Annotated in this window: 16 protein-coding genes, 2 tRNA genes and 1 pseudogene; 5 read left to right on the top strand and 14 right to left on the bottom strand. The window is 71.8% G+C overall.

Translation table 11 applies throughout. The features are described 5' to 3' along the window. Window positions 1-7: 7 nt before the first annotated feature. Window positions 8-457 carry a ribose-5-phosphate isomerase gene (locus AC1DPN_RS15740; RefSeq protein ID WP_477085709.1) on the top strand — a complete coding sequence of 150 codons (450 nt, stop codon included), beginning with the start codon at window positions 8-10 and terminating at the stop codon, window positions 455-457. Here the strand turns inward: AC1DPN_RS15740 and AC1DPN_RS15745 are convergent. Continuing rightward, window positions 454-1,722 (bottom strand): GNAT family N-acetyltransferase, encoded by a 1,269-nt coding sequence (locus AC1DPN_RS15745; RefSeq protein WP_477085710.1) that lies wholly within the window; start codon window positions 1,720-1,722, stop codon window positions 454-456. The two genes, AC1DPN_RS15740 and AC1DPN_RS15745, sit on opposite strands and share 4 nt — an antisense overlap. 77 nt (window positions 1,723-1,799) lie before the next feature. On the opposite strand from AC1DPN_RS15745, the gene AC1DPN_RS15750 reads away from it, so the two are divergent. After that, window positions 1,800-2,891, top strand: a complete 1,092-nt coding sequence (locus tag AC1DPN_RS15750) for a PP2C family protein-serine/threonine phosphatase (RefSeq protein ID WP_477085711.1) — start codon at window positions 1,800-1,802, stop codon at window positions 2,889-2,891. Between the two features lie 9 nt (window positions 2,892-2,900). Here the strand turns inward: AC1DPN_RS15750 and AC1DPN_RS15755 are convergent, their stop codons facing one another. The 13 genes and pseudogenes from AC1DPN_RS15755 to AC1DPN_RS15815 all read right to left on the bottom strand — a co-directional run bounded on the left by AC1DPN_RS15755 (window position 2,901) and on the right by AC1DPN_RS15815 (window position 13,652). After that, window positions 2,901-4,832, bottom strand: a complete 1,932-nt coding sequence (locus AC1DPN_RS15755) for an acyltransferase family protein (RefSeq protein ID WP_477085712.1) — start codon at window positions 4,830-4,832, stop codon at window positions 2,901-2,903. Window positions 4,833-4,926: 94 nt separating this feature from the next. Then, entirely contained in the window at window positions 4,927-5,256 is a 330-nt protein-coding gene (locus AC1DPN_RS15760; RefSeq protein WP_477085713.1) for an MGMT family protein, read from the bottom strand. A 5-nt stretch (window positions 5,257-5,261) separates the two neighbouring features. Beyond that, window positions 5,262-6,296: an LLM class F420-dependent oxidoreductase gene (locus AC1DPN_RS15765; RefSeq protein WP_477085714.1), complete on the bottom strand. Its 1,035-nt coding sequence runs from the start codon at window positions 6,294-6,296 to the stop codon at window positions 5,262-5,264. Window positions 6,297-6,341: 45 nt separating this feature from the next. Beyond that, window positions 6,342-7,337 (bottom strand): DUF1648 domain-containing protein, encoded by a 996-nt coding sequence (locus AC1DPN_RS15770; RefSeq protein WP_477085715.1) that lies wholly within the window; start codon window positions 7,335-7,337, stop codon window positions 6,342-6,344. Then, window positions 7,334-7,684, bottom strand: a complete 351-nt coding sequence (locus AC1DPN_RS15775; RefSeq protein WP_477085716.1) for a GntR family transcriptional regulator — start codon at window positions 7,682-7,684, stop codon at window positions 7,334-7,336. The genes AC1DPN_RS15770 and AC1DPN_RS15775 overlap by 4 nt, the downstream gene beginning before the upstream one ends. Before the next feature lie 104 nt (window positions 7,685-7,788). Beyond that, entirely contained in the window at window positions 7,789-8,373 is a 585-nt protein-coding gene (gene epsC, locus AC1DPN_RS15780; protein ID WP_477085717.1) for a serine O-acetyltransferase EpsC, read from the bottom strand. 82 nt (window positions 8,374-8,455) lie between these two features. Then, window positions 8,456-9,391 carry a cysteine synthase A gene (gene cysK, locus AC1DPN_RS15785; RefSeq protein ID WP_477085718.1) on the bottom strand — a complete coding sequence of 312 codons (936 nt, stop codon included), beginning with the start codon at window positions 9,389-9,391 and terminating at the stop codon, window positions 8,456-8,458. Window positions 9,392-10,230: 839 nt separating this feature from the next. Next, window positions 10,231-10,650: a VOC family protein gene (locus AC1DPN_RS15790; protein WP_477085719.1), complete on the bottom strand. Its 420-nt coding sequence runs from the start codon at window positions 10,648-10,650 to the stop codon at window positions 10,231-10,233. A gap of 87 nt (window positions 10,651-10,737) precedes the next feature. Next, window positions 10,738-11,202, bottom strand: coding sequence for a GyrI-like domain-containing protein (locus AC1DPN_RS15795; protein ID WP_477085720.1), 465 nt, complete (start codon window positions 11,200-11,202; stop codon window positions 10,738-10,740). A 56-nt stretch (window positions 11,203-11,258) separates the two neighbouring features. Next, window positions 11,259-11,678, bottom strand: a complete 420-nt coding sequence (locus AC1DPN_RS15800) for a hypothetical protein (protein ID WP_477085721.1) — start codon at window positions 11,676-11,678, stop codon at window positions 11,259-11,261. A gap of 338 nt (window positions 11,679-12,016) precedes the next feature. After that, window positions 12,017-12,346 (bottom strand): annotated as a pseudogene (locus AC1DPN_RS15805) (carbohydrate ABC transporter permease); the annotation flags it as partial. Between the two features lie 342 nt (window positions 12,347-12,688). After that, on the bottom strand, window positions 12,689-13,471 hold the full coding sequence (locus AC1DPN_RS15810; protein ID WP_477085722.1) for an SDR family NAD(P)-dependent oxidoreductase: 783 nt from the start codon (window positions 13,469-13,471) through the stop codon (window positions 12,689-12,691). 110 nt (window positions 13,472-13,581) lie between these two features. Continuing rightward, a tRNA-Gly gene (locus tag AC1DPN_RS15815) sits at window positions 13,582-13,652 on the bottom strand. A 105-nt stretch (window positions 13,653-13,757) separates the two neighbouring features. Here AC1DPN_RS15815 and AC1DPN_RS15820 point away from each other — a divergent pair. The 3 genes from AC1DPN_RS15820 (at window position 13,758) to tig (ending at window position 16,961) form a co-directional block, all read left to right on the top strand. Then, window positions 13,758-13,831 (top strand) — tRNA-Pro (locus AC1DPN_RS15820). A gap of 282 nt (window positions 13,832-14,113) precedes the next feature. Continuing rightward, window positions 14,114-15,406, top strand: coding sequence for a glycosyltransferase (locus AC1DPN_RS15825; RefSeq protein WP_477085723.1), 1,293 nt, complete (start codon window positions 14,114-14,116; stop codon window positions 15,404-15,406). Between the two features lie 124 nt (window positions 15,407-15,530). Further along, window positions 15,531-16,961, top strand: a complete 1,431-nt coding sequence (tig, locus tag AC1DPN_RS15830; protein ID WP_477085724.1) for a trigger factor — start codon at window positions 15,531-15,533, stop codon at window positions 16,959-16,961. Window positions 16,962-16,981 lie beyond the last annotated feature (20 nt).

Consider the following 16,981-nt stretch of genomic DNA (forward strand, 5'->3'; position numbering starts at 1 on the left):
TGACCCCATGCGGATCCATGTCGCCTCCGACCACGCCGGCTACGACCTGAAGGTGGCGGTGGTCGAGCATCTGCGCACCGCCGGCCACGACGTCGTGGACCACGGCGCGCACACGTACGACGAGCTCGACGACTACCCGCCGTTCTGCATCGAGGCGGGCGAGGCTGTCGTTGTCGACGCCGGCAGCCTCGGTGTGGTCATCGGAGGGTCAGGGAACGGCGAGCAGATCGCCGCGAACAAGGTCGACGGTGTCCGTGCGGCCCTCGCCTGGAACCTCGACACCGCCCGCCTCGCGCGTCAGCACAACGACGCGAACGTGGTCTCGATCGGCGCACGGCAGCACACCGTCGAGGAGGCGCTCTCGTTCGTCGACGCGTTCGTCGCCGAGCCGTTCAGCCAGGGTGAGCGCCACCAGCGCCGGATCGACCTCCTGACGGCCTACGAGCAGACCCGCTAGAACACCCAGCTGCACACGGGCGCGACCGACCAGGCGAAAGCCGCCGCGGTCGACTGCACCGCGCCGGGAGTCAGCTCGGCGACGAGCCCAGCGCGCGCCTGGGCCGCGATCGAGCGCCCACCGAGGTAGGCGGCCCCCAGCTCGCGCACGTCGAGCGTCAGGTCGGCGTCGTCGTCGGTCCGCTGCACCGAGGCCGGCCACGCGCCGTCGGAAGCACGCTCGCCCGTGGTGAGCCGCCAGCGTCCCGCGTTCGCGGGGAGCCGGGTGTCGGTCACGTCGAGCACCACGTCCAGAGGGGCGCTGTACCGGCGACCGGCCAGGGCGACGGGCAGGTCGAGCAGCCGCACCCACACGTTGTCGGTGATCCGGGGCGAGGTGCCTCGCTGGTCGACGAGCAGGAGCAGCAAGGTGTCGTCGGCCGGGAGCATCGGGCCCTCGACCGTCGCCATCAGGTCGAGGTCCAGCAGGAACGACCAGAGCCGGTGGGTAGCAGCGGCGTCGAGCGCCACCGCCTCCCGGACCTGCACGGTCCCCGCCGGGCCGCCGAGACCCCAGCTGCTCTTGCGACGGAACAGCGCGTAGCCGCGCACCGAACCGGCGCCGTCGAGCACGGTGACGATCCGCAGCGCCTCGCCACCCTCCCGCCAGGCGGGCGGGTCCGCGAGCGCGCGCTCGCGATGCTCCCGCGTGTCCCGCGTGATCCAGCCGGGACGACCTGCGCCTGCCGCCCGGTGCACGGCGTCGACGACCGGAGCGTGCCGCTCGACGTCGACGGTCTCGAAGGTCACCGTGAGGTCGGCCGAACCGGGCACGTCACGCAGAGCCGCGCCCCGGGGAGCCGTGACGCGGACGTCGTCCGACGCCGAGCCGTAGCCGAACCGCCCGTAGATCGCGTGCTCGGCGGCGAAGAGCGCCGAGACGGGCTCGCCGCGGCTGAGCGACCTCTCGAAGTGCGTGTCGATCATGCTGTTCAGCAGGCCGCGTCGCCGCTGGTCCGGGCGGGCGCCCACCCACGTCAGACCCGAGCAGTCGATCGTCGCGCCCGGCACGGGGAGCTCGAACTCGAAGGAGCCGTGCACGGAGGCGAGGGAGCCGTCGGGCGCCTCGACGCCCATCGTGCGGTCCCAGGTGAGGGTGATCGGGACGAGGGCGTCGGTCTCCGGGGTGCTCGTGAACGCGAACGCGAGACGGTCGAGCTCGAGGAACTCGTCCTTGCGGTCCTGCGTGACCTCGACGGTGCGGTAGCCGGACGGGAGTGGGTTCATGGGCCCCATCGTGCGACACGGAGTGGCGCTGGGTCACCCCCATAGTCGAGCGCTCGACCTGCGGATACGCTCACGACGTGCGGGAGAGCGGGTGGGCGCCGACGCAGGGGCTGCTGACGCGCGCCACGATCCTGCTGCGCCGGTGGAGCCTCCGGTCGCAGACCCGACTCACGGCGTCCTTCCTCGCGTGTGCCGGCCTGATCGTGGTCGGTGTCGTGAACTTCCCGGAGTGGGTCCCGCCGTCGACGTTCCTGCTGCTGGAGCTCGTCGCGGTGTTCCTCCTGCTGCTGCGGAGCCTGGTCATCCTCGGCGGGGCCGTCCTCGCGAGCACCTGGTGGCTCTGGTGGCAGGGTCCGGGCACCGTGATCCCCGGGCTCCTCGTCGTCATCACCGTCTCGGTCGTCGCGGTCATCGCGTTCGCGCGCGAGCGGGAGCGCCTCGGTCTGCAGGGCGCGCCCGGCGACCTCATGCTGGTCGACCTTCGGGACCGTCTGGCGGCCCACGGCCGCGTCCCGCGGCTGCCCGACGGGTGGCGCGTCGACAGCGAGATCCGGTCCGCCCACGCCGACGGGTTCTCGGGCGACTTCATGGTCGCGGGCAGCCGGGAGGGCGGGAAGTACCTCGAGCTCGTCCTGGTCGACGTGTCGGGCAAGGGGCTCGACGCCGGCGTGCGCTCGCTGCAGCTGTCGGGCGCGTTCGGCGGGCTCCTGGGGGCGATGCCGCGCGACGAGTTCCTGCGGGCGGCGAACGGCTACCTGCTCGACCAGGACTGGGAGGAAGGGTTCGCCACCGCGATCCACGTCGCGGTCGACCTGGCCAGCGGGGACTACTGGGTCTCCTCGGCGGGTCATCCACCCGCCGTCCAGCGGCACGCCGGCTCGGGCCGCCTCGACGTCGTCGACAGCATCGGCAGCCCCGCGCTGGGCGTCGTCCAGGACTTCGTCTGCGAGCCTCGGGCCGGGCGGCTCGACCGCGGCGACGTCCTCATGCTCTACACGGACGGTGTGATCGAGGGCGGCGCCGGCGACCTCGACCAGGGCATCGACCGTCTCATGGGCGTCGCTGACCGGGTGCTCTCCCCGGGCGGCGGCCGCGCTTCGCAGGTCCTGACCGGCGTCCGGGCCGGGGACGACGACGACCGTGCGGTCGTGCTGATCCGTCGGGACTGAGAACCGCCCTCACGACGGCTGGATCGACGCCAGGATCCAGGCCGCGTAGCCCTCGCGTCCGCCGCCCGGACGCAGGTGGATGTCGTCGTCGTAGAGCCACGGGCGGTTCGCCGTCGCCAACGTGGACCAGTCGAGGACGTGCACGTTCGGGTACTCAGGGGCGACGCGCGCGAACAGGTCGTCGTTGAAGCTCTGCCAGGTGCGCGGGACGTGCACGTTGACCAGGTACATCCGTCGGTCGCGCGTGCTGTCGAGCAGACGTCGCAGCGCTGCCTCGTCGATCGGGCCGTTCGTACCGCCGTGCACGATCACGGTGTGCCCGAGCGTTCCGGCCGCGGCGGCCGCGAGCACGAGGTCCGCCATGACGCCGAACTGCCGGGACTCGGCCGCGTCGACGCCGATGCCGCGCGCGTTGAGGTCGGCAGCCGCGCCGAGCATCACGGAGTCGCCGAACGCCGACGCCCCACCGATCGGGTCGGGCGGCGGCGGCGGGGCGGCGGCAGGTGCGGGCGCCGGGGACGGCGTCGTCGCGGGCAGGTGCGCCATCGGGTGCGGTCGCTCGGGGGCAGCGAGCGTGGGTGACGGAGTCAGGCGGACCGCGGGCGTGGTCCCGGGCTGCCACGTGTTGCCGGCGGCCGTCGCGGTGGGCACCTGCGCGAGCGCGACGGCGACGCTGACCGCGACGACCACGAGCCCGGTGGCGACGGCTCCGACCTGGAGGGTCGCCCGTCGGTGCACCGCGCCGGTACGGCGCGCACCGGCCATCGCCCTGCCCAGGGCCCCGCGCCGGATCGGCAGCTCGACGCACCGGTAGGAGACCTCGGCCAGGGCGAGGACGGCAGCGATGCGCACGGGGGTCGCGAGCCACGGCGACGCCTCCACGTCGATGCCCGGACGGCTGAGCACGAACACAGGCCAGTGCCACAGGTAGATGCCGTACGACCGCTCGCCCAGCCAGCGCAGCGGTTGGCGGCCGAGCTGGCGGCCGAGGACGCCCGCCGGGTCCGCGACCGCACCGATCAGGATCGCCGCGACCACCGAGAACGCGAGGAACCCGCCGCGGTAGAGAGCCGCGCTGAACTCGTCGACCCAGATGAAGGCCGACACGACGGCGAGCAGGGCGAGCACGCCGAGGACGTCCGTGACGCCCGCCTCGAACCGACGCACGGACATTCCGCGTTCCTGGGCCCAGGAGCCGGCACGCTGCCAGGTCCGCCACGGCATCCACACGGACGCCATGGCGGCGCCGACGAGCAGCCCCATCGAGTGGGTGTCGGTGCCGAAGTACACGCGGCTCGGGTCGTTCGGGACGGGCGTCGAGGTCCGGATCGCGATGGCGCCCATCGCGACCGTCGAGCCGATCGCGAGCACCGCGGCGAGCTGGCCGACCCTGGCGCGACCCCACCGGATCGCGAGCAGCGCGACCAGCGGGAACACGAGGTAGAACTGCTCCTCGATCGCGAGCGACCACAGGTGCTGCAGCAGCGGCGGACGGCTGACGAGCTCGAAGTACGAGCGGTCGGCCGCGATCTGCCACCAGTTCGAGGCGTAGCCGAGCGCGGCCACGATGTCCCCGCGCAGCTCGGCCGCCTCGCTGCGGAAGACCAACCCGACGCCCGCCACGACGAGGAGCAGGAGACCCAGCGCGGGCAGCAGGCGACGGGCGCGGCGCACGTAGAAGCTCCTGAAGGAGAACCGCCCGGTGCGCTCGACCTCGTCGAGGATCAGCGTCGTGATGAGGTAGCCGGAGAGGACGAAGAAGACGTCGACTCCCAGGAACCCCCCACGCATCCACGGCGCGCCGAGGTGGTAGATCACCACGCCGGCCACGGCCAGCGCGCGGATGCCGTCGAGTCCGCGGAGATGGGGCATCCGCGGTGGTGCCGGGGTACCGAGGGAGGCCGGACGCTCGAGCGTCGTGCCCTGCTCGGTCGTGATCATGGAACCCCCAGCTGTACCTCGCGCGGGCCGGGTCGCGGCCGTCGGCGCGCAGCCAGGCTACGTCGGGCGCTGGACGAGACCTCACACGACACGCTCAGTCGTCGGGGAACCAGACAGCCTGTCGCAGGGCGACCCGGGTGCCGTCGGCGGACAGGGGAGTGCGCTCGGCGCGCAGCTCCTCCAGAGCCCGCTGCAGGTGCCGCTCGGGCGGTCGACCGCTCGTGTTGACCACCCGCCACCAGGGCACGTCGGACCCCGTCCGGCCGAGCACGTTGCCCACCTGGCGCGGCCCGCCGCGACGTCGCCCTTCGACCGCCTCGAAACGGTCCCCGACGATCTCCGCGATCAGCCCGTAGGTCATCGCACGGCCCGGCGGGATCTGGGCGACGAGGTCGAGCACGGCCTCGGCGTAGTCGTCGTCCATCCGGGTCAGGGGGTCGACGACAGGACGGCGCCGATCGCGGGCAGCGTGCGCGGGTCGGCCTGGACGAGCATCGTCGTGATCGCCGTCGACTGCCACGCCGGCAGCTGCTCGCGGATGTCGTCCGCCGTGCCGACGAGCGCGATGTCGCGGACCAGCTCCAGGGGCACCGCGGCCGTCGCGCGGGCGCGGTCCCCGGCCAGGTAGTGCGCCTGGATCTCGTCGCACGCCTCGGCGTATCCCAGGCGGTCCAGCACGTCGCGGTGGAAGTTGGCCCCCTTGGCGCCCATGCCGCCGGCGTAGAGCGCGATGAAGGGCCGCACCGAGTCGGCAGCGGACTCGATGTCGTCGCCGAGCACGACCGGGACCGTCGCGACGACCTCGAAGCCGTCCGCCGGTCGCCCGCGCTTGGCGAACCCCTCGTCGAGCAGGTCACGGTACGAGCCGTCCATGCGCGGGGAGTAGAAGAGGGGGAGCCAGCCGTCGGCGATCTCGGCCGTCATCGCGATGTTGCGCGGACCCTCGGCAGCCAGGTGGATCGGTAGGTCGGCGCGCAGCGGGTGCACGGTCGAGCGCAACGCCTTGCCCAGGCCGGAGCCTTCGTCCGCGGGCAGGGGGAGCCGGTAGAACTGGCCGTCGAACGTCACGGGCGCCTCACGCGCGAGCACCTGGCGCACGATCGCGACGTACTCGCGCGTGCGGGCGAGCGGCCTGGGGTACGGCTGGCCGTACCAGCCCTCGACGACCTGCGGTCCAGAGGCACCCAGTCCGAGGACGAACCGGCCGCCTGAGAGGTGGTCGAGGGTCAGGGCGGCCATCGCGGTAGCCGTCGGCGTGCGCGCCGAGATCTGGGCGATCGCCGTGCCGAGCCGGATCCGTGACGTCCGCGAACCCCACCACGCGAGCGGGGTGAACGCGTCGGAGCCGTACGCCTCCGCCGTCCAGACGGAGTCGAACCCGAGCTGCTCCGCGCCGAGGACCGCCTCCTGCGCACCGGGCGGGGGACCCGCCGACCAGTAGCCCGTGTGATAGCCCAGCCGCATCGTCAGTCCTCTCGGTCCGGCGTCGCCGTCGACGCCTGCGTCAGGCTACCTGCTACCGCGGGTATCGCTTGTCGGGTCGACGCGGCCGCGCGCCGCGAGGGTGTTGAGCAGTGCGGCGCCCGTGGCGGCGTCGTCGACCGTGACGACGAACGCGCGTCCGCCGGTGCGCTCGACCTGCAGCGCGGGGCCGGAACGCAGGACGATGCCGACCCGGCCGCCGCGACCGACGCGGTAGCCCCAGCCGCCGAACTCGGGGAACGGTGACACGTCGACCACCTCGGCCTGCGTCACCTCGTCGAGCGGGACCGTGATGCGGGGCCAGCCGAGGGCGGAGCGCGCGGTGAGCCCGCGGCGGTCGACGACGACCGAGAACCTGGCCATGGCCAGCATCAGGACGGCCAGCGCGACGGCGACGAGCGCGAGCGCCCAGATCTCGACCAGGACGGCGACGGCCAGCACGAAGAGGGTCGCGGCGCCGCCGGCGACCAGCATCGACCGGCTCTGCGCGTGCGCGACCCAGGCGGCCGTCTCCTCGGCGCCGAGCGCGAGACGCGGTGCATCCGTGGGGACGGACTCGCTCGTCGGCTGGCGCGGGTCGCCCGGCATGAGCCATGCACCGATCGCCGCCGCGACGACACCGACGCCGATCGCGACCCCGGTCACCGTGCCGACGTCGCCGGCTTGCGCAGCGTCGGCGAGGCCACGCTGCAGGTCGAGGATGCCGATGACCAGCGCGGCCAGGAACGCCGCGAGACCGACCGCGGTGCCCGACGCGGTCCGCCGGACGATCGAGGCGCGACCCCAGAAGAACGCGAGCGCCCAGCAGCCGAGCGCGACGAGTGCGGTCGTGAGCGTCGAGGGCCAGAGCAGGCCGGCGAGCGACGAGAACCCGTCGGGCCCGTCGGTGCCGAAGTGCACGGCGACCGGGTCGGGCAGCTCGTCCGACCACGCCGCCGCGGCCGCGAGCGTCGTGCCGACGAACGCGGCGGGGAGCGCCAGGGTGAGGACGGTCGTCATGGCGCGGTGCGGGACGGTGCTCAACGGAGGGCCTCCTTGACGAGGGCGGTGGTGGTCTGGGGGGCGACGCCGAGCGAGCGCGACACCCGGACGAGCTCGCCGATCGCGGCGTGCAGCTCGGCGTTGTCCTGCGGCGCGGCGGTCACGACGGCTCCGCGGCCGCGGCGCAGCTCGATCAGCCCTTCGTCGCGCAGGTCCTGGTAGGCACGCAGCACCGTGTGCAGGTTGATGTCGAGCGAGGCAGCGAGCTCTCGCGCGCCCGGCAGGCGCTCGCCGACACCGAGCTCGCCGCGCGCGATGGCCGCCCGCACCTGTCCGGCCAGCTGGGCGAACAGCGGTTCGGTGGAGGTGGGGTCGATCCGCAGGAGCATGATCACAGCCTAGTTGTTTGATTACAACTAGAACAAGTCCGTCGGACAGACAGAAGATCCGCGCGGCTCCTGCCGCGCGGATCTCCCGAGTCTCGAGGCGGACCTCAGATGTAGATCGCCGGGTCGTCGATCTCGGCGTCGAAAGGGGCGGCGGTGGGCCGCAGCCGGATCTGGGCCGGAACCCCGACCGCGATCGCGCCAGCAGGAACGTCGTGGATGACCACCGCGTTCGCGCCCACCTGTGCCCCGGCGCCGACCCAGACCGGACCGAGGATCTTGGCGCCGGCACCGACGACGACTCCGTCGCCGATCGTCGGGTGACGCTTGCCGTGCCGCATGGACTTGCCGCCCAGCGTCGAGCCGTGGAACAGGACCACGTCGTCGCCCACCTCGGCGGTCTCGCCGATCACGACACCCATGCCGTGGTCGATGAAGAGCCGACGCCCGAGACGGGCCCCGGGGTGGATCTCGATGCCGGTGAGCGCCCGGGCGAGCTGTGAGACGAGACGGGCGGGGAGCTGCAGGCCCGGACGTTGCCACATCCGGTGGGCGAGCCGGTACACCCAGACCGCGTGCACGCCGGGGTAGCCCAGGGCGACCTCGGCGAGCGAGCGGGCCGCGGGATCGCGGTGCCGGGCGGCTTCGAGGTCTTCCTGGAGCGTCGCGAACAGGGAGTGTCGTGCGGACATCGGGGGGCTTCGTCCTGTGGGGATCGGAGGGGGGACACCGGTGCCCGCCGCGGACGGCGGGCACCGGGTGCGTGCAGGACGGTCAGTCGAGCAGGTCCGCGTAGAGCACGGTGGACAGGTAGCGCTCGCCGAACGACGGGATGATCGCGACGATCAGCTTGCCCGCGTTCTCGGGACGCTTGGCCAGCAGGGTCGCGGCGTGCAGCGCGGCGCCCGAGGAGATGCCGACGAGCAGTCCCTCCTCGGCGGCGGCGCGGCGGGCGACCGCGACGGCCGTCTCGGCGTCGACGTCGATGATCTCGTCGTAGATCGTGGTGTCGAGGATCTCGGGGACGAAGTTGGCGCCGATGCCCTGGATCTTGTGCGGGCCGGGTGCGCCACCGTTGAGGATGGGCGACTCGGCCGGCTCGACACCGACGACCTTGATGTTCGGGTTGCGCTCCTTGAGCACCTGACCGACGCCCGTGATGGTGCCGCCCGTGCCGATGCCCGCGACGAAGATGTCGATCTTGCCGTCGGTGTCGGCCCAGATCTCCTCGGCCGTCGTGCGGCGGTGGATCTCGGGGTTGGCCTCGTTGGCGAACTGACGAGCAAGGATGGCGCCCTCGCGCTCGGCGACGATCTCGTCGGCGCGGTTGACCGCACCCTTCATGCCCTCGGAGCCCGGCGTCAGGATGAGCTCGGCGCCGAACGCGCGCAGCAGGGCGCGGCGCTCCTTGGACATCGTCTCGGGCATGGTGAGCACGACGTCGTAGCCGCGGGCCGCGCCGACGAACGCGAGCGCGATGCCCGTGTTGCCCGAGGTGGCCTCGACGATCGTGCCACCGGGCTTCAGGGCGCCCGAGGCCTCGGCGGCGTCGATGATCGCGACACCGATGCGGTCCTTGACCGAGTTCGCCGGGTTGTAGAACTCGAGCTTTCCGACGACGGTGGCCGGCGCACCGTCGGTGATCTTGTTGATGCGGACCAGCGGGGTGTTGCCGATGAGCGCCGTCGCGTCGTCGTAGATGCGTGCCATGGTTCCTCTTCGGTCGAGCCGCCGCAGTCGCGGCGGGCGGGGGACTGGCGAACTTCGCCGGGGCACCGGGTGTCCCGGGTGGTGCACTGCAGGTGGCAGCTGAGTCTCAACGCGGGAAGTGAACGACAGGGCTGCCGTCGCTGACTCCGGGGGCGAGCGCTGGGGCGTGAGGAGAGCCCCGGATCAGGGCATCCTCGCGCTCGGGAAGAGCCAGCGCTCTACAGACAGCGACAACAGGCGGGCGCGCAGACGCGCAGGAGGGCGGCGGGGGCGGCAGTGTGCGCGCGCATCGCTTCCTCCGTAACCGAGCACTCGAGGCCGGCAGAGCCCCATGGACTCCTTCGGCGGGCGGCTCGAGCGCCCGGACAGGCGACGAGACCGCAATCGCGTTGACGTTAGCGCCAGGGCCCGGGCCAGCGCAAAGGGTCCCCACCAGGCGGACAGACGACCGCGGACTTCCGCACGCTCGCCGTCGCGCAGAGCCGCAGGCAACCCCGTTCGCACAGGTGTTCTGGACACCTGCCCGAATGTGTAGTACGGTCGTCACCGATCGATCTTCGGTCTGCGCGGCGGTGTCAGCATCCCGCCGCGAACGACCGACCCGAAGTGGAACGCGCCGCTACGAGAGTGGCAGACGGACACTGACCGGGTGGCTGGTCATCGACAGCCTCCAATGGCGCTGGAGGCGGTTCAAGCCGTGCGCAACAAGGACAAGCGGGCGCGGTGGGCGATGGCTCAAAGGTGCTGACAGACGAGCGGCCCCGGAACGGCACGCGACGAGAGTCGCGGAGCCGGACCGGGGCCGTTGTCGTTCCTGGGAGCGGGTCGGCGTCGCGTCCTCAGGCCGCAGGTGCGCCGGTCACGTTGACGAGCCAGCTCACGCCGAACTTGTCGACGAGCATCCCGAACGTGTCGCCCCACGGTGCGGGCTCGAGGGGGACGGTGATCGTGCCGCCGTCGGACAGCTTCTCCCAGTAGCCAGTGAGCTCGGTGAGGTCGTCACCGCTGAGCGAGACCGAGATGTTGCTCGTGTCCGCCACCTCCATGTGGCTCGGCGTGTCTGCGGCCATGATCACGAGCCCGTTCGGGCTGGTGATCTGGCCGTGCATCACCAGGTCGGTCTCGGTGGGTTCGACGCTCATGCCGAACTCGCCGAACGTGCTGATCGTGGGCTCTGCGCCGAGCACACCGCCGTAGAACTCGAGGGCGGCCCGGGCGCTGCTGCGGAAGTTGAGGTACGGGTTCAGGGTCGTGGGCACGGCTTCGGCTCCTTCGTCGACTGTCGGAAGTGACGAAATCACCCTGCCACGCCGGTCCGACACTGTGCAGTGGGGAGGCGGGGGAGCTCAGTCGATGATCGGCAGCACCAGGCGCGTCTCGTTCTGGCTCGGCTCGGCTGTCTCCGAGGGATCCGTGACGTAGACCTCGAGGAAGTCGCCCCGCATCTGGGCTGGGTGTTTCGAGAGCCACATCTGGACCTCACCCCACGCACCGGCGAGGCTGTCGTAGCTGCCGACGTGGACCCCGACCACCGCCCGGCCACCCGGAAGCTCGACGACCTCGACTCCGTCCCCGAGGACGTCCGCCGTGTCCGCGCCCACGAAGAAGCCGGCGGCCAGGTCGACGGAGTCCGTCGGCATGTCGCGGTACCAGCCGAATGCCGGACCCACGATGGCGAGCCCTGCAGCCGCGACCTCCTGGGCGACCGCCCGGTAGGCCCGGTCGTAGAAGGCGGCCAGGGCGTCCATGGCGACGCGCTCGCGCAGCACCGCGACGAACGCGGTCGGCTGGTCTTCCACGGTGAGGTCCACGTCTTCTCCTTCGGGTCGAGCGGCGACCCCAGGCGACCGCTGCGAGGGTTCTCGACTCAGGCGATGCCGTGGACCGGCCTCGCGACCACCTTCACCGTACGCGCGTCGCTCGCGTACTGGTCGAGCGTGTTCTCGTCCATGATCACGGCACTCACCTCGGCCGTGCCCGGTGTGAACGTCCCCGTGCCGTCGAGCGTGAGGTTCTCGATGTGCGGGCGTCCGTCGCAGACGAGTGGCAGCTCCCCCCAGGCGAAGACCCCGACCTGGGTCGCGTTGATGAAGCCTTCCCACTGGATGCCGTCGACCGGGCGGCACTGGACGAGCAGTCGCACGGTGATCGAGCGCCCGTCGCCGCTGAGATGTGTCGTCGAGATGATCGACACGTGAGCCGGTGGCCGACCTGTCGCCGCTGCGGCCGGTTGAGCTGCGAGCCCCGCTGTCGCGGCGACGAGCAGCGTGACGAGTCCGAAAAGCATCCTGCGCAACATCTGCCACTCCCTCTCTCGGTTTACCTGGGCTCGTCGTGTACGAGAGCCCTGGCACAGCGGTGAACGGAGCGTGCCTGGATCGGTTCCGCCGTGGCGTCGGCGCAGCAGCGGGCCGATCGTGGCCCGGAGGACGAGCGCGAGACTGCTGGCGAGCAGTGGCGCGGGGTCCACCCGTGGCTCCTCCCAGATGCAGCGTCTCGCCGGGCAGGGCGACCCGCTAGGGGCCAAAGACCCTAGGACGGTCGATGCCGGGAAGTGACGAATCCCCCACTGCACCACGGCGGTCCGACGCGGTGCAGTGGGGGAAGGCGGGTACGTCGCTCTCGCTACTTGATCGCGCCCTGCGTCACGCCGGCCATCACCCAGCGCTGCGTGAACAGGTAGACGATGATCGCGGGAGCCATCGCCATCAGGTAGGACGCGTACGCGACGTTGTAGTTGCTGCTGAACTGGGTCTGGAAGGTGTTCTGCAGCACCGGGAGGGTCTGCAGCGTGGAGTTCGCCGTGATGAGCGACGGCATCATGAAGTCGTTCCACGACGCGAGGAACGCGAAGATCGCCACCGTCGCGCTCATCGGCGCCATCGTCGGGAACACGACGTGCCGGAACACCATCCACGTCGTGGCGCCGTCGAGGCGCGCGCTCTCCTCGAGCTGTGGCGCGTCGACCATGAGGGCCTCGGCCGCCTGCTGCGCGGCGCCCACGGCGGCCTAGGGGAGATGCGCTACCTGGACTTCGTCGAGGGTGTCGGTTCAGCCGACGGCATCGCAGCGCTCGTGCGCGACGACGCCCGCGCTCGAGCTCGTGCCCGCCGACCTACGCTGACGGGGGCGGGCGCAGATGGCTGCTGTTCGCCTCGCACCACGCATGCCGAACGATCGCCATCGCCGGCCTGGGTGTGGGATCGGATGACGGGATTCGAACCCGCGCAGCCAGCTCTCGACGACCCGGAGCATTTCGCGCTGACCTGCACGGGGGACTCGACGGAGCGGCGGTGGTCACCCCGGGAGGCCGCGAGATCGCGCTCGTGACCGAGGCGCCCCGATCGCCCGCACGACCGAGCGGGGCATCGCCCGGGCCGCTCCGGACCCCATCCGGTACCTCAGGCTCGGCGTAGAGATGACCGCACCGCGGCGCACGTCGGCAAGGGCGGCGGCGACGACCTTGTCGGCGTGCAGCCAGGCGATCTCCGGGAGCCACGTCATGTCGATGCCGGCGCGGTTGTGGAACTCGGTGTGGACGAACCCGGGGCACACGACGGTCGCCGTGACCCCGGTGCCCCGCAGCTCGACCGCCAGGCCCTCGGTGAACGTCCGGACCCACGCCTTGTGCGCGGAGTAGGTGCCGAGTGTGATGAGCGCGGCGACCGACGCGACGTTGAGGACGGCGCCGCGCCCGCGCGCGGTCATCTGCCCGACGGCGGCGTGCGACAGCACCAGGACCGCGCGGACCATGACGTCGAAGACGGCCTCGTCGCGCTCGAGGTCGCCGCCCACGAACCGCTGCCCGGGAGCGGCTCCGGCGTTGTTGACCAGCAGCCCGACCGGGCGTTCCGTCGACCGGAGTCGTTCGGCGACGCGCTCCACGTCGCTGCGGACCGACAGGTCCGCGACGAGGACCTCGACGTCGACGCCCGCAGCGGCGTTCAGCTGGCCGGCCAGCCGCCCGAGCCGCTCGGAGTCCCGGTCGACGAGGACCAGGTCGTGGCGCGCGGCGGCCAGCTGCCAGGCGAACTCGGCCCCCAGCCCGGCGGCTGCCCCGGTGATCAGTGCGGTACCCACGGCACCACCGTAGAGCGGGCCGTCGCGGGGCCGGCGCGCCCGATCTTCTCCTCGAGCCGGGTCTGACTCGGAGGCGTCGACGAGCCGGGGTAGGGAACAGCGAGTGAGTGAGCGGACGACGGGAATCGAACCCGCGTAGCCAGTTTGGAAGACTGGGGCTCTACCATTGAGCTACGTCCGCACTGGTCCGGGCTCTGTGTGAGCAGTCCGGACCGCGGCACCTAGGGTACCGGGTGTGTGAGGGCGCAACGTGCACCCGTCGGCCCCCGGGCCCGATCGGGTGCGCCGGGATGTGGCGCAGGTTGGTAGCGCGTCCGCTTTGGGAGCGGAAGGTCGTGGGTTCGAATCCCGCCATCCCGACAGAGAGGCTCGGACCTCGTCGGTCTCGTCGGGTGCGTCACCCGCGGGTGTGTGCCGGCCACGTGGTCGGACGTCTGTCATGACGTGAGGTTCTGGAAGAACGTCGCGAAGCTCGCGAGTGCTGCGTAGACCACGTTCCTCAACGCCCGGACGACCTATCGCCGGGGGTGAGGCGGGCGGGCGTGGCGCGATCCGGTACGGAAACTCGATGGTCCGGGTATCACCAGCTGCGCCAGACTCCCCTCACGTGGGTACGTTTCCGACACCCGGGAGAACCCGAACGTGAGCAGGATCCTGATCGCCCTTACCCCCGTCGCGGGCCATGTGCGGCCGGCGCTCCCTCTGGCACGCGCACTCGTCGAGGCTGGGCACGAAGTCGTCGTGTACACGGGCCGGGCGTTCAGGGCGTCGATCTCGGAGGTCGGTGCCAAGGCGTCGCCGATGGTCGACGGTCGCGACATGGACCTCACCGGCGTGTGGGCGGCGGAGAACGGCGCTCCGAAGCCGGGCATCAGGCGACTGCAGTGGGACGTCCTGAACCTGTTCGTCGCGCCGGTGCCCGGGTACCTGACGGACCTCGAGGACGTCATCACGGCCGAGCGCCCGGACGTCATCGTCATGGACAACGCGTTCATCGCCGGTGGGATCGCCGCGCGCGTTCACGACATCCCGTCCCTGGTGTTCTCGGTCACGCCGCTGTCGCTCTCGAGCCGCGACACCGCCCCGTTCGGCCTGGGGCTGCAGCCGCCGACGACGCGCTCGCAGCGGATCCGCTACGCGGCGCTCGCGGCCCTGACGCGGCGGGTGCTCTTCCGCAGGGCGCAGCACGCGGCGCAGCGCGTCGTGCGGGACGCCGGGCTCGAGGTCCCGGCCGGGTTCTTCCTGGACTGGGCCCAGACCTCCGCGACGAAGGTCCTGCACACGTCGGTGCCCTCGTTCGAGTACCCGCGCAGCGACCTGCCGCAGAACGTCGAGCTGGTCGGTCCGTTCCTGCCGGCGGGGATCGACGACTTCGACCCGCCGGAGTGGTGGGGCGACGTCGTCACCGCGCGTCGGCTCGCCCGCCCGGTCGTGCTGGTCACGCAGGGGACGGTGGCGACGGACCCCGAGACGCTCGTGTGGCCGGCGGCGGAAGGACTGCAGTTCGAGGACGTCCTCGTCGTCGCGACCGCCGCGCCGGCCGCTGCGATGCCCGACAACATGCGTGCGGAGCCGTTCGTGCCCTTCGACCGGCTGCTGCCGCTGGTCGACGTCCTGGTCACCAACGGCGGGTTCGGTGGTGTCCAGCAGGCGCTCGCCGCGGGCGTCCCCGTGGTCGTCGCCGGGCGGACCGAGGACAAGGCCGAGGTCGGCGCGCGCGTCGTGTGGTCCGGCGTCGGCGTGGTCCTCAAGACGCACCGTGCGACCGACGCGACGACCGCGGGCGCGGTCCGTGCGGGTGTCCTCACGGTCCTCGACGACCCTGCGTACCGCAGCCGGGCCGCCGAGCTCGCCGACGAGTACGCACGTCACGACGGCGTCGCGCGGGCAACCGCCGTGGTCGAGGAGCTGGCTTTGGGCCACCGCGTGCCGTGACGTAGGATCGAGGGTCGCTATTGCGCGCCCGTCGATCGGGCCTGCGCGCGGCCTGCATCAACGGAGAACCACGGAGATCGCCGGAGTCACCGGCGCCGGACCCGATCAGTTGGAGACCATCGAAGTGAAGAGCGCCGTCGAGACCCTGGACCCCACCAAGGTCAAGTTGACCGTCGAGGTGACGTACGACGAGCTCAAGCCGAGCATCGCGCACGCCTACGAGCACATCGCGCAGGACGTCGTCGTCCCCGGCTTCCGCAAGGGCAAGGTCCCGCCCCGGATCATCGACCAGCGCGTCGGCCGCCCGGCCGTCCTGGAGCACGCGATCAACGAGGGTCTTTCCGGCTTCTACGCCGAGGCCGTCCGCGAGAACAAGCTGCGCCCGCTCGGTCAGCCCGAGGTCGAGGTCACCAAGGTTCCCGGCCTGACCGCCGCGCCCGCCGGCGAGGAGGGCGAGCTGCACTTCACCGCCGAGGTCGAGATCCGCCCCGAGATCACGGTCCCCGCGTTCGACGGCATCGCGGTGACGGTCGACGACGTCGAGGTCTCCGAGGAGGACCTGGCCGCTCGCCTCGACGCTCTGCGCGAGCGCTTCGGCACCCTCGTGGGCGTCGACCGCCCGGCCGCCGAGAAGGACTTCGTCGTCCTGGACCTCGTCGCCAAGATCGGTGACGAGGAGGTCGACCAGGTCAGCGGCGTCAGCTACGAGATCGGCTCGGGCAACATGCTCGAGGGCCTCGACGAGGCGCTCACGGGCCTGTCGGCCGGCGAGACCACGACGTTCGAGACGGCCCTCGCGGGCGGCGACCACGCGGGCGAGACCGCCCAGGTGACCGTCACGGCGACCACCGTCAAGGAGCGTCAGCTGCCCGAGGCCGACGACGACTTCGCCCAGCTGGCGAGCGAGTTCGACACGCTCGAGGAGCTGACGGCGGACCTGCGCGAGCAGGCGTCGAAGACGAAGATCTCGAACCAGGCCGTCCAGGCCCGCGACCTGCTGCTCGAGCAGCTGCTCGCCGGCACGGAGATCCCGATCCCGCAGGGCGTCGTCGAGGCCGAGGTGCACCGTCACCTCGAGGGCGAGGGTCGTCTCGAGGACGACGAGCACCGTGCCGAGGTGGGCGAGCAGGCCACGACCGCGCTGCGCAACCAGATCCTCCTGGACACCCTGGCGGAGCAGCTGGAGATCAAGGTCAGCCAGCCCGAGCTGCTCGACTACCTCGTCAGCGCCTCGCGCCAGTACGGCATGGACCCGAACACCTTCATCCAGACGATCGACCAGCAGGGCCAGATCGGCACCATGGTCGCCGAGGTCGCGCGCTCCAAGGCCCTCGCGGTCGCGCTGCGCCGCGTCGAGGTCAAGGACGCCGCGGGCAACGCGGTGGACCTGAGCGACTTCATCGGTACCGACGAGGACGACGCGGCCGAGGAGCTCGCCCAGCAGGCGGCCGTCCTGGCTGACGTCGAGTCCGAGGCGGACGCTGAAGGCGAGGCACAGCCGAACACGAGCGCGGCGGCCGACATCTCGGCGTTCACCGAGGACGCCAAGGCCTGACAGGCCTGGAACAGGCCCGT

The sequence above is a fragment of the Cellulomonas sp. P4_H4 genome (genome assembly GCF_056400865.1).

Excerpts from the sequence above, each read along its gene's own strand:
- cysK (WP_477085718.1), bottom strand. The coding sequence starts at position 9,391 with ATGGCACGCATCTACGACGACGCGACGGCGCTCATCGGCAACACCCCG.
- AC1DPN_RS15755 (WP_477085712.1), bottom strand. The coding sequence starts at position 4,832 with ATGATCACGACCGAGCAGGGCACGACGCTCGAGCGTCCGGCCTCCCTC.
- AC1DPN_RS15740 (WP_477085709.1), top strand. The coding sequence starts at position 8 with ATGCGGATCCATGTCGCCTCCGACCACGCCGGCTACGACCTGAAGGTG.
- AC1DPN_RS15775 (WP_477085716.1), bottom strand. The coding sequence starts at position 7,684 with ATGCTCCTGCGGATCGACCCCACCTCCACCGAACCGCTGTTCGCCCAG.
- AC1DPN_RS15765 (WP_477085714.1), bottom strand. The coding sequence starts at position 6,296 with ATGCGGCTGGGCTATCACACGGGCTACTGGTCGGCGGGTCCCCCGCCC.
- AC1DPN_RS15745 (WP_477085710.1), bottom strand. The coding sequence starts at position 1,722 with ATGAACCCACTCCCGTCCGGCTACCGCACCGTCGAGGTCACGCAGGAC.
- AC1DPN_RS15800 (WP_477085721.1), bottom strand. The coding sequence starts at position 11,678 with ATGCTTTTCGGACTCGTCACGCTGCTCGTCGCCGCGACAGCGGGGCTC.
- epsC (WP_477085717.1), bottom strand. The coding sequence starts at position 8,373 with ATGTCCGCACGACACTCCCTGTTCGCGACGCTCCAGGAAGACCTCGAA.
- AC1DPN_RS15760 (WP_477085713.1), bottom strand. The coding sequence starts at position 5,256 with ATGGACGACGACTACGCCGAGGCCGTGCTCGACCTCGTCGCCCAGATC.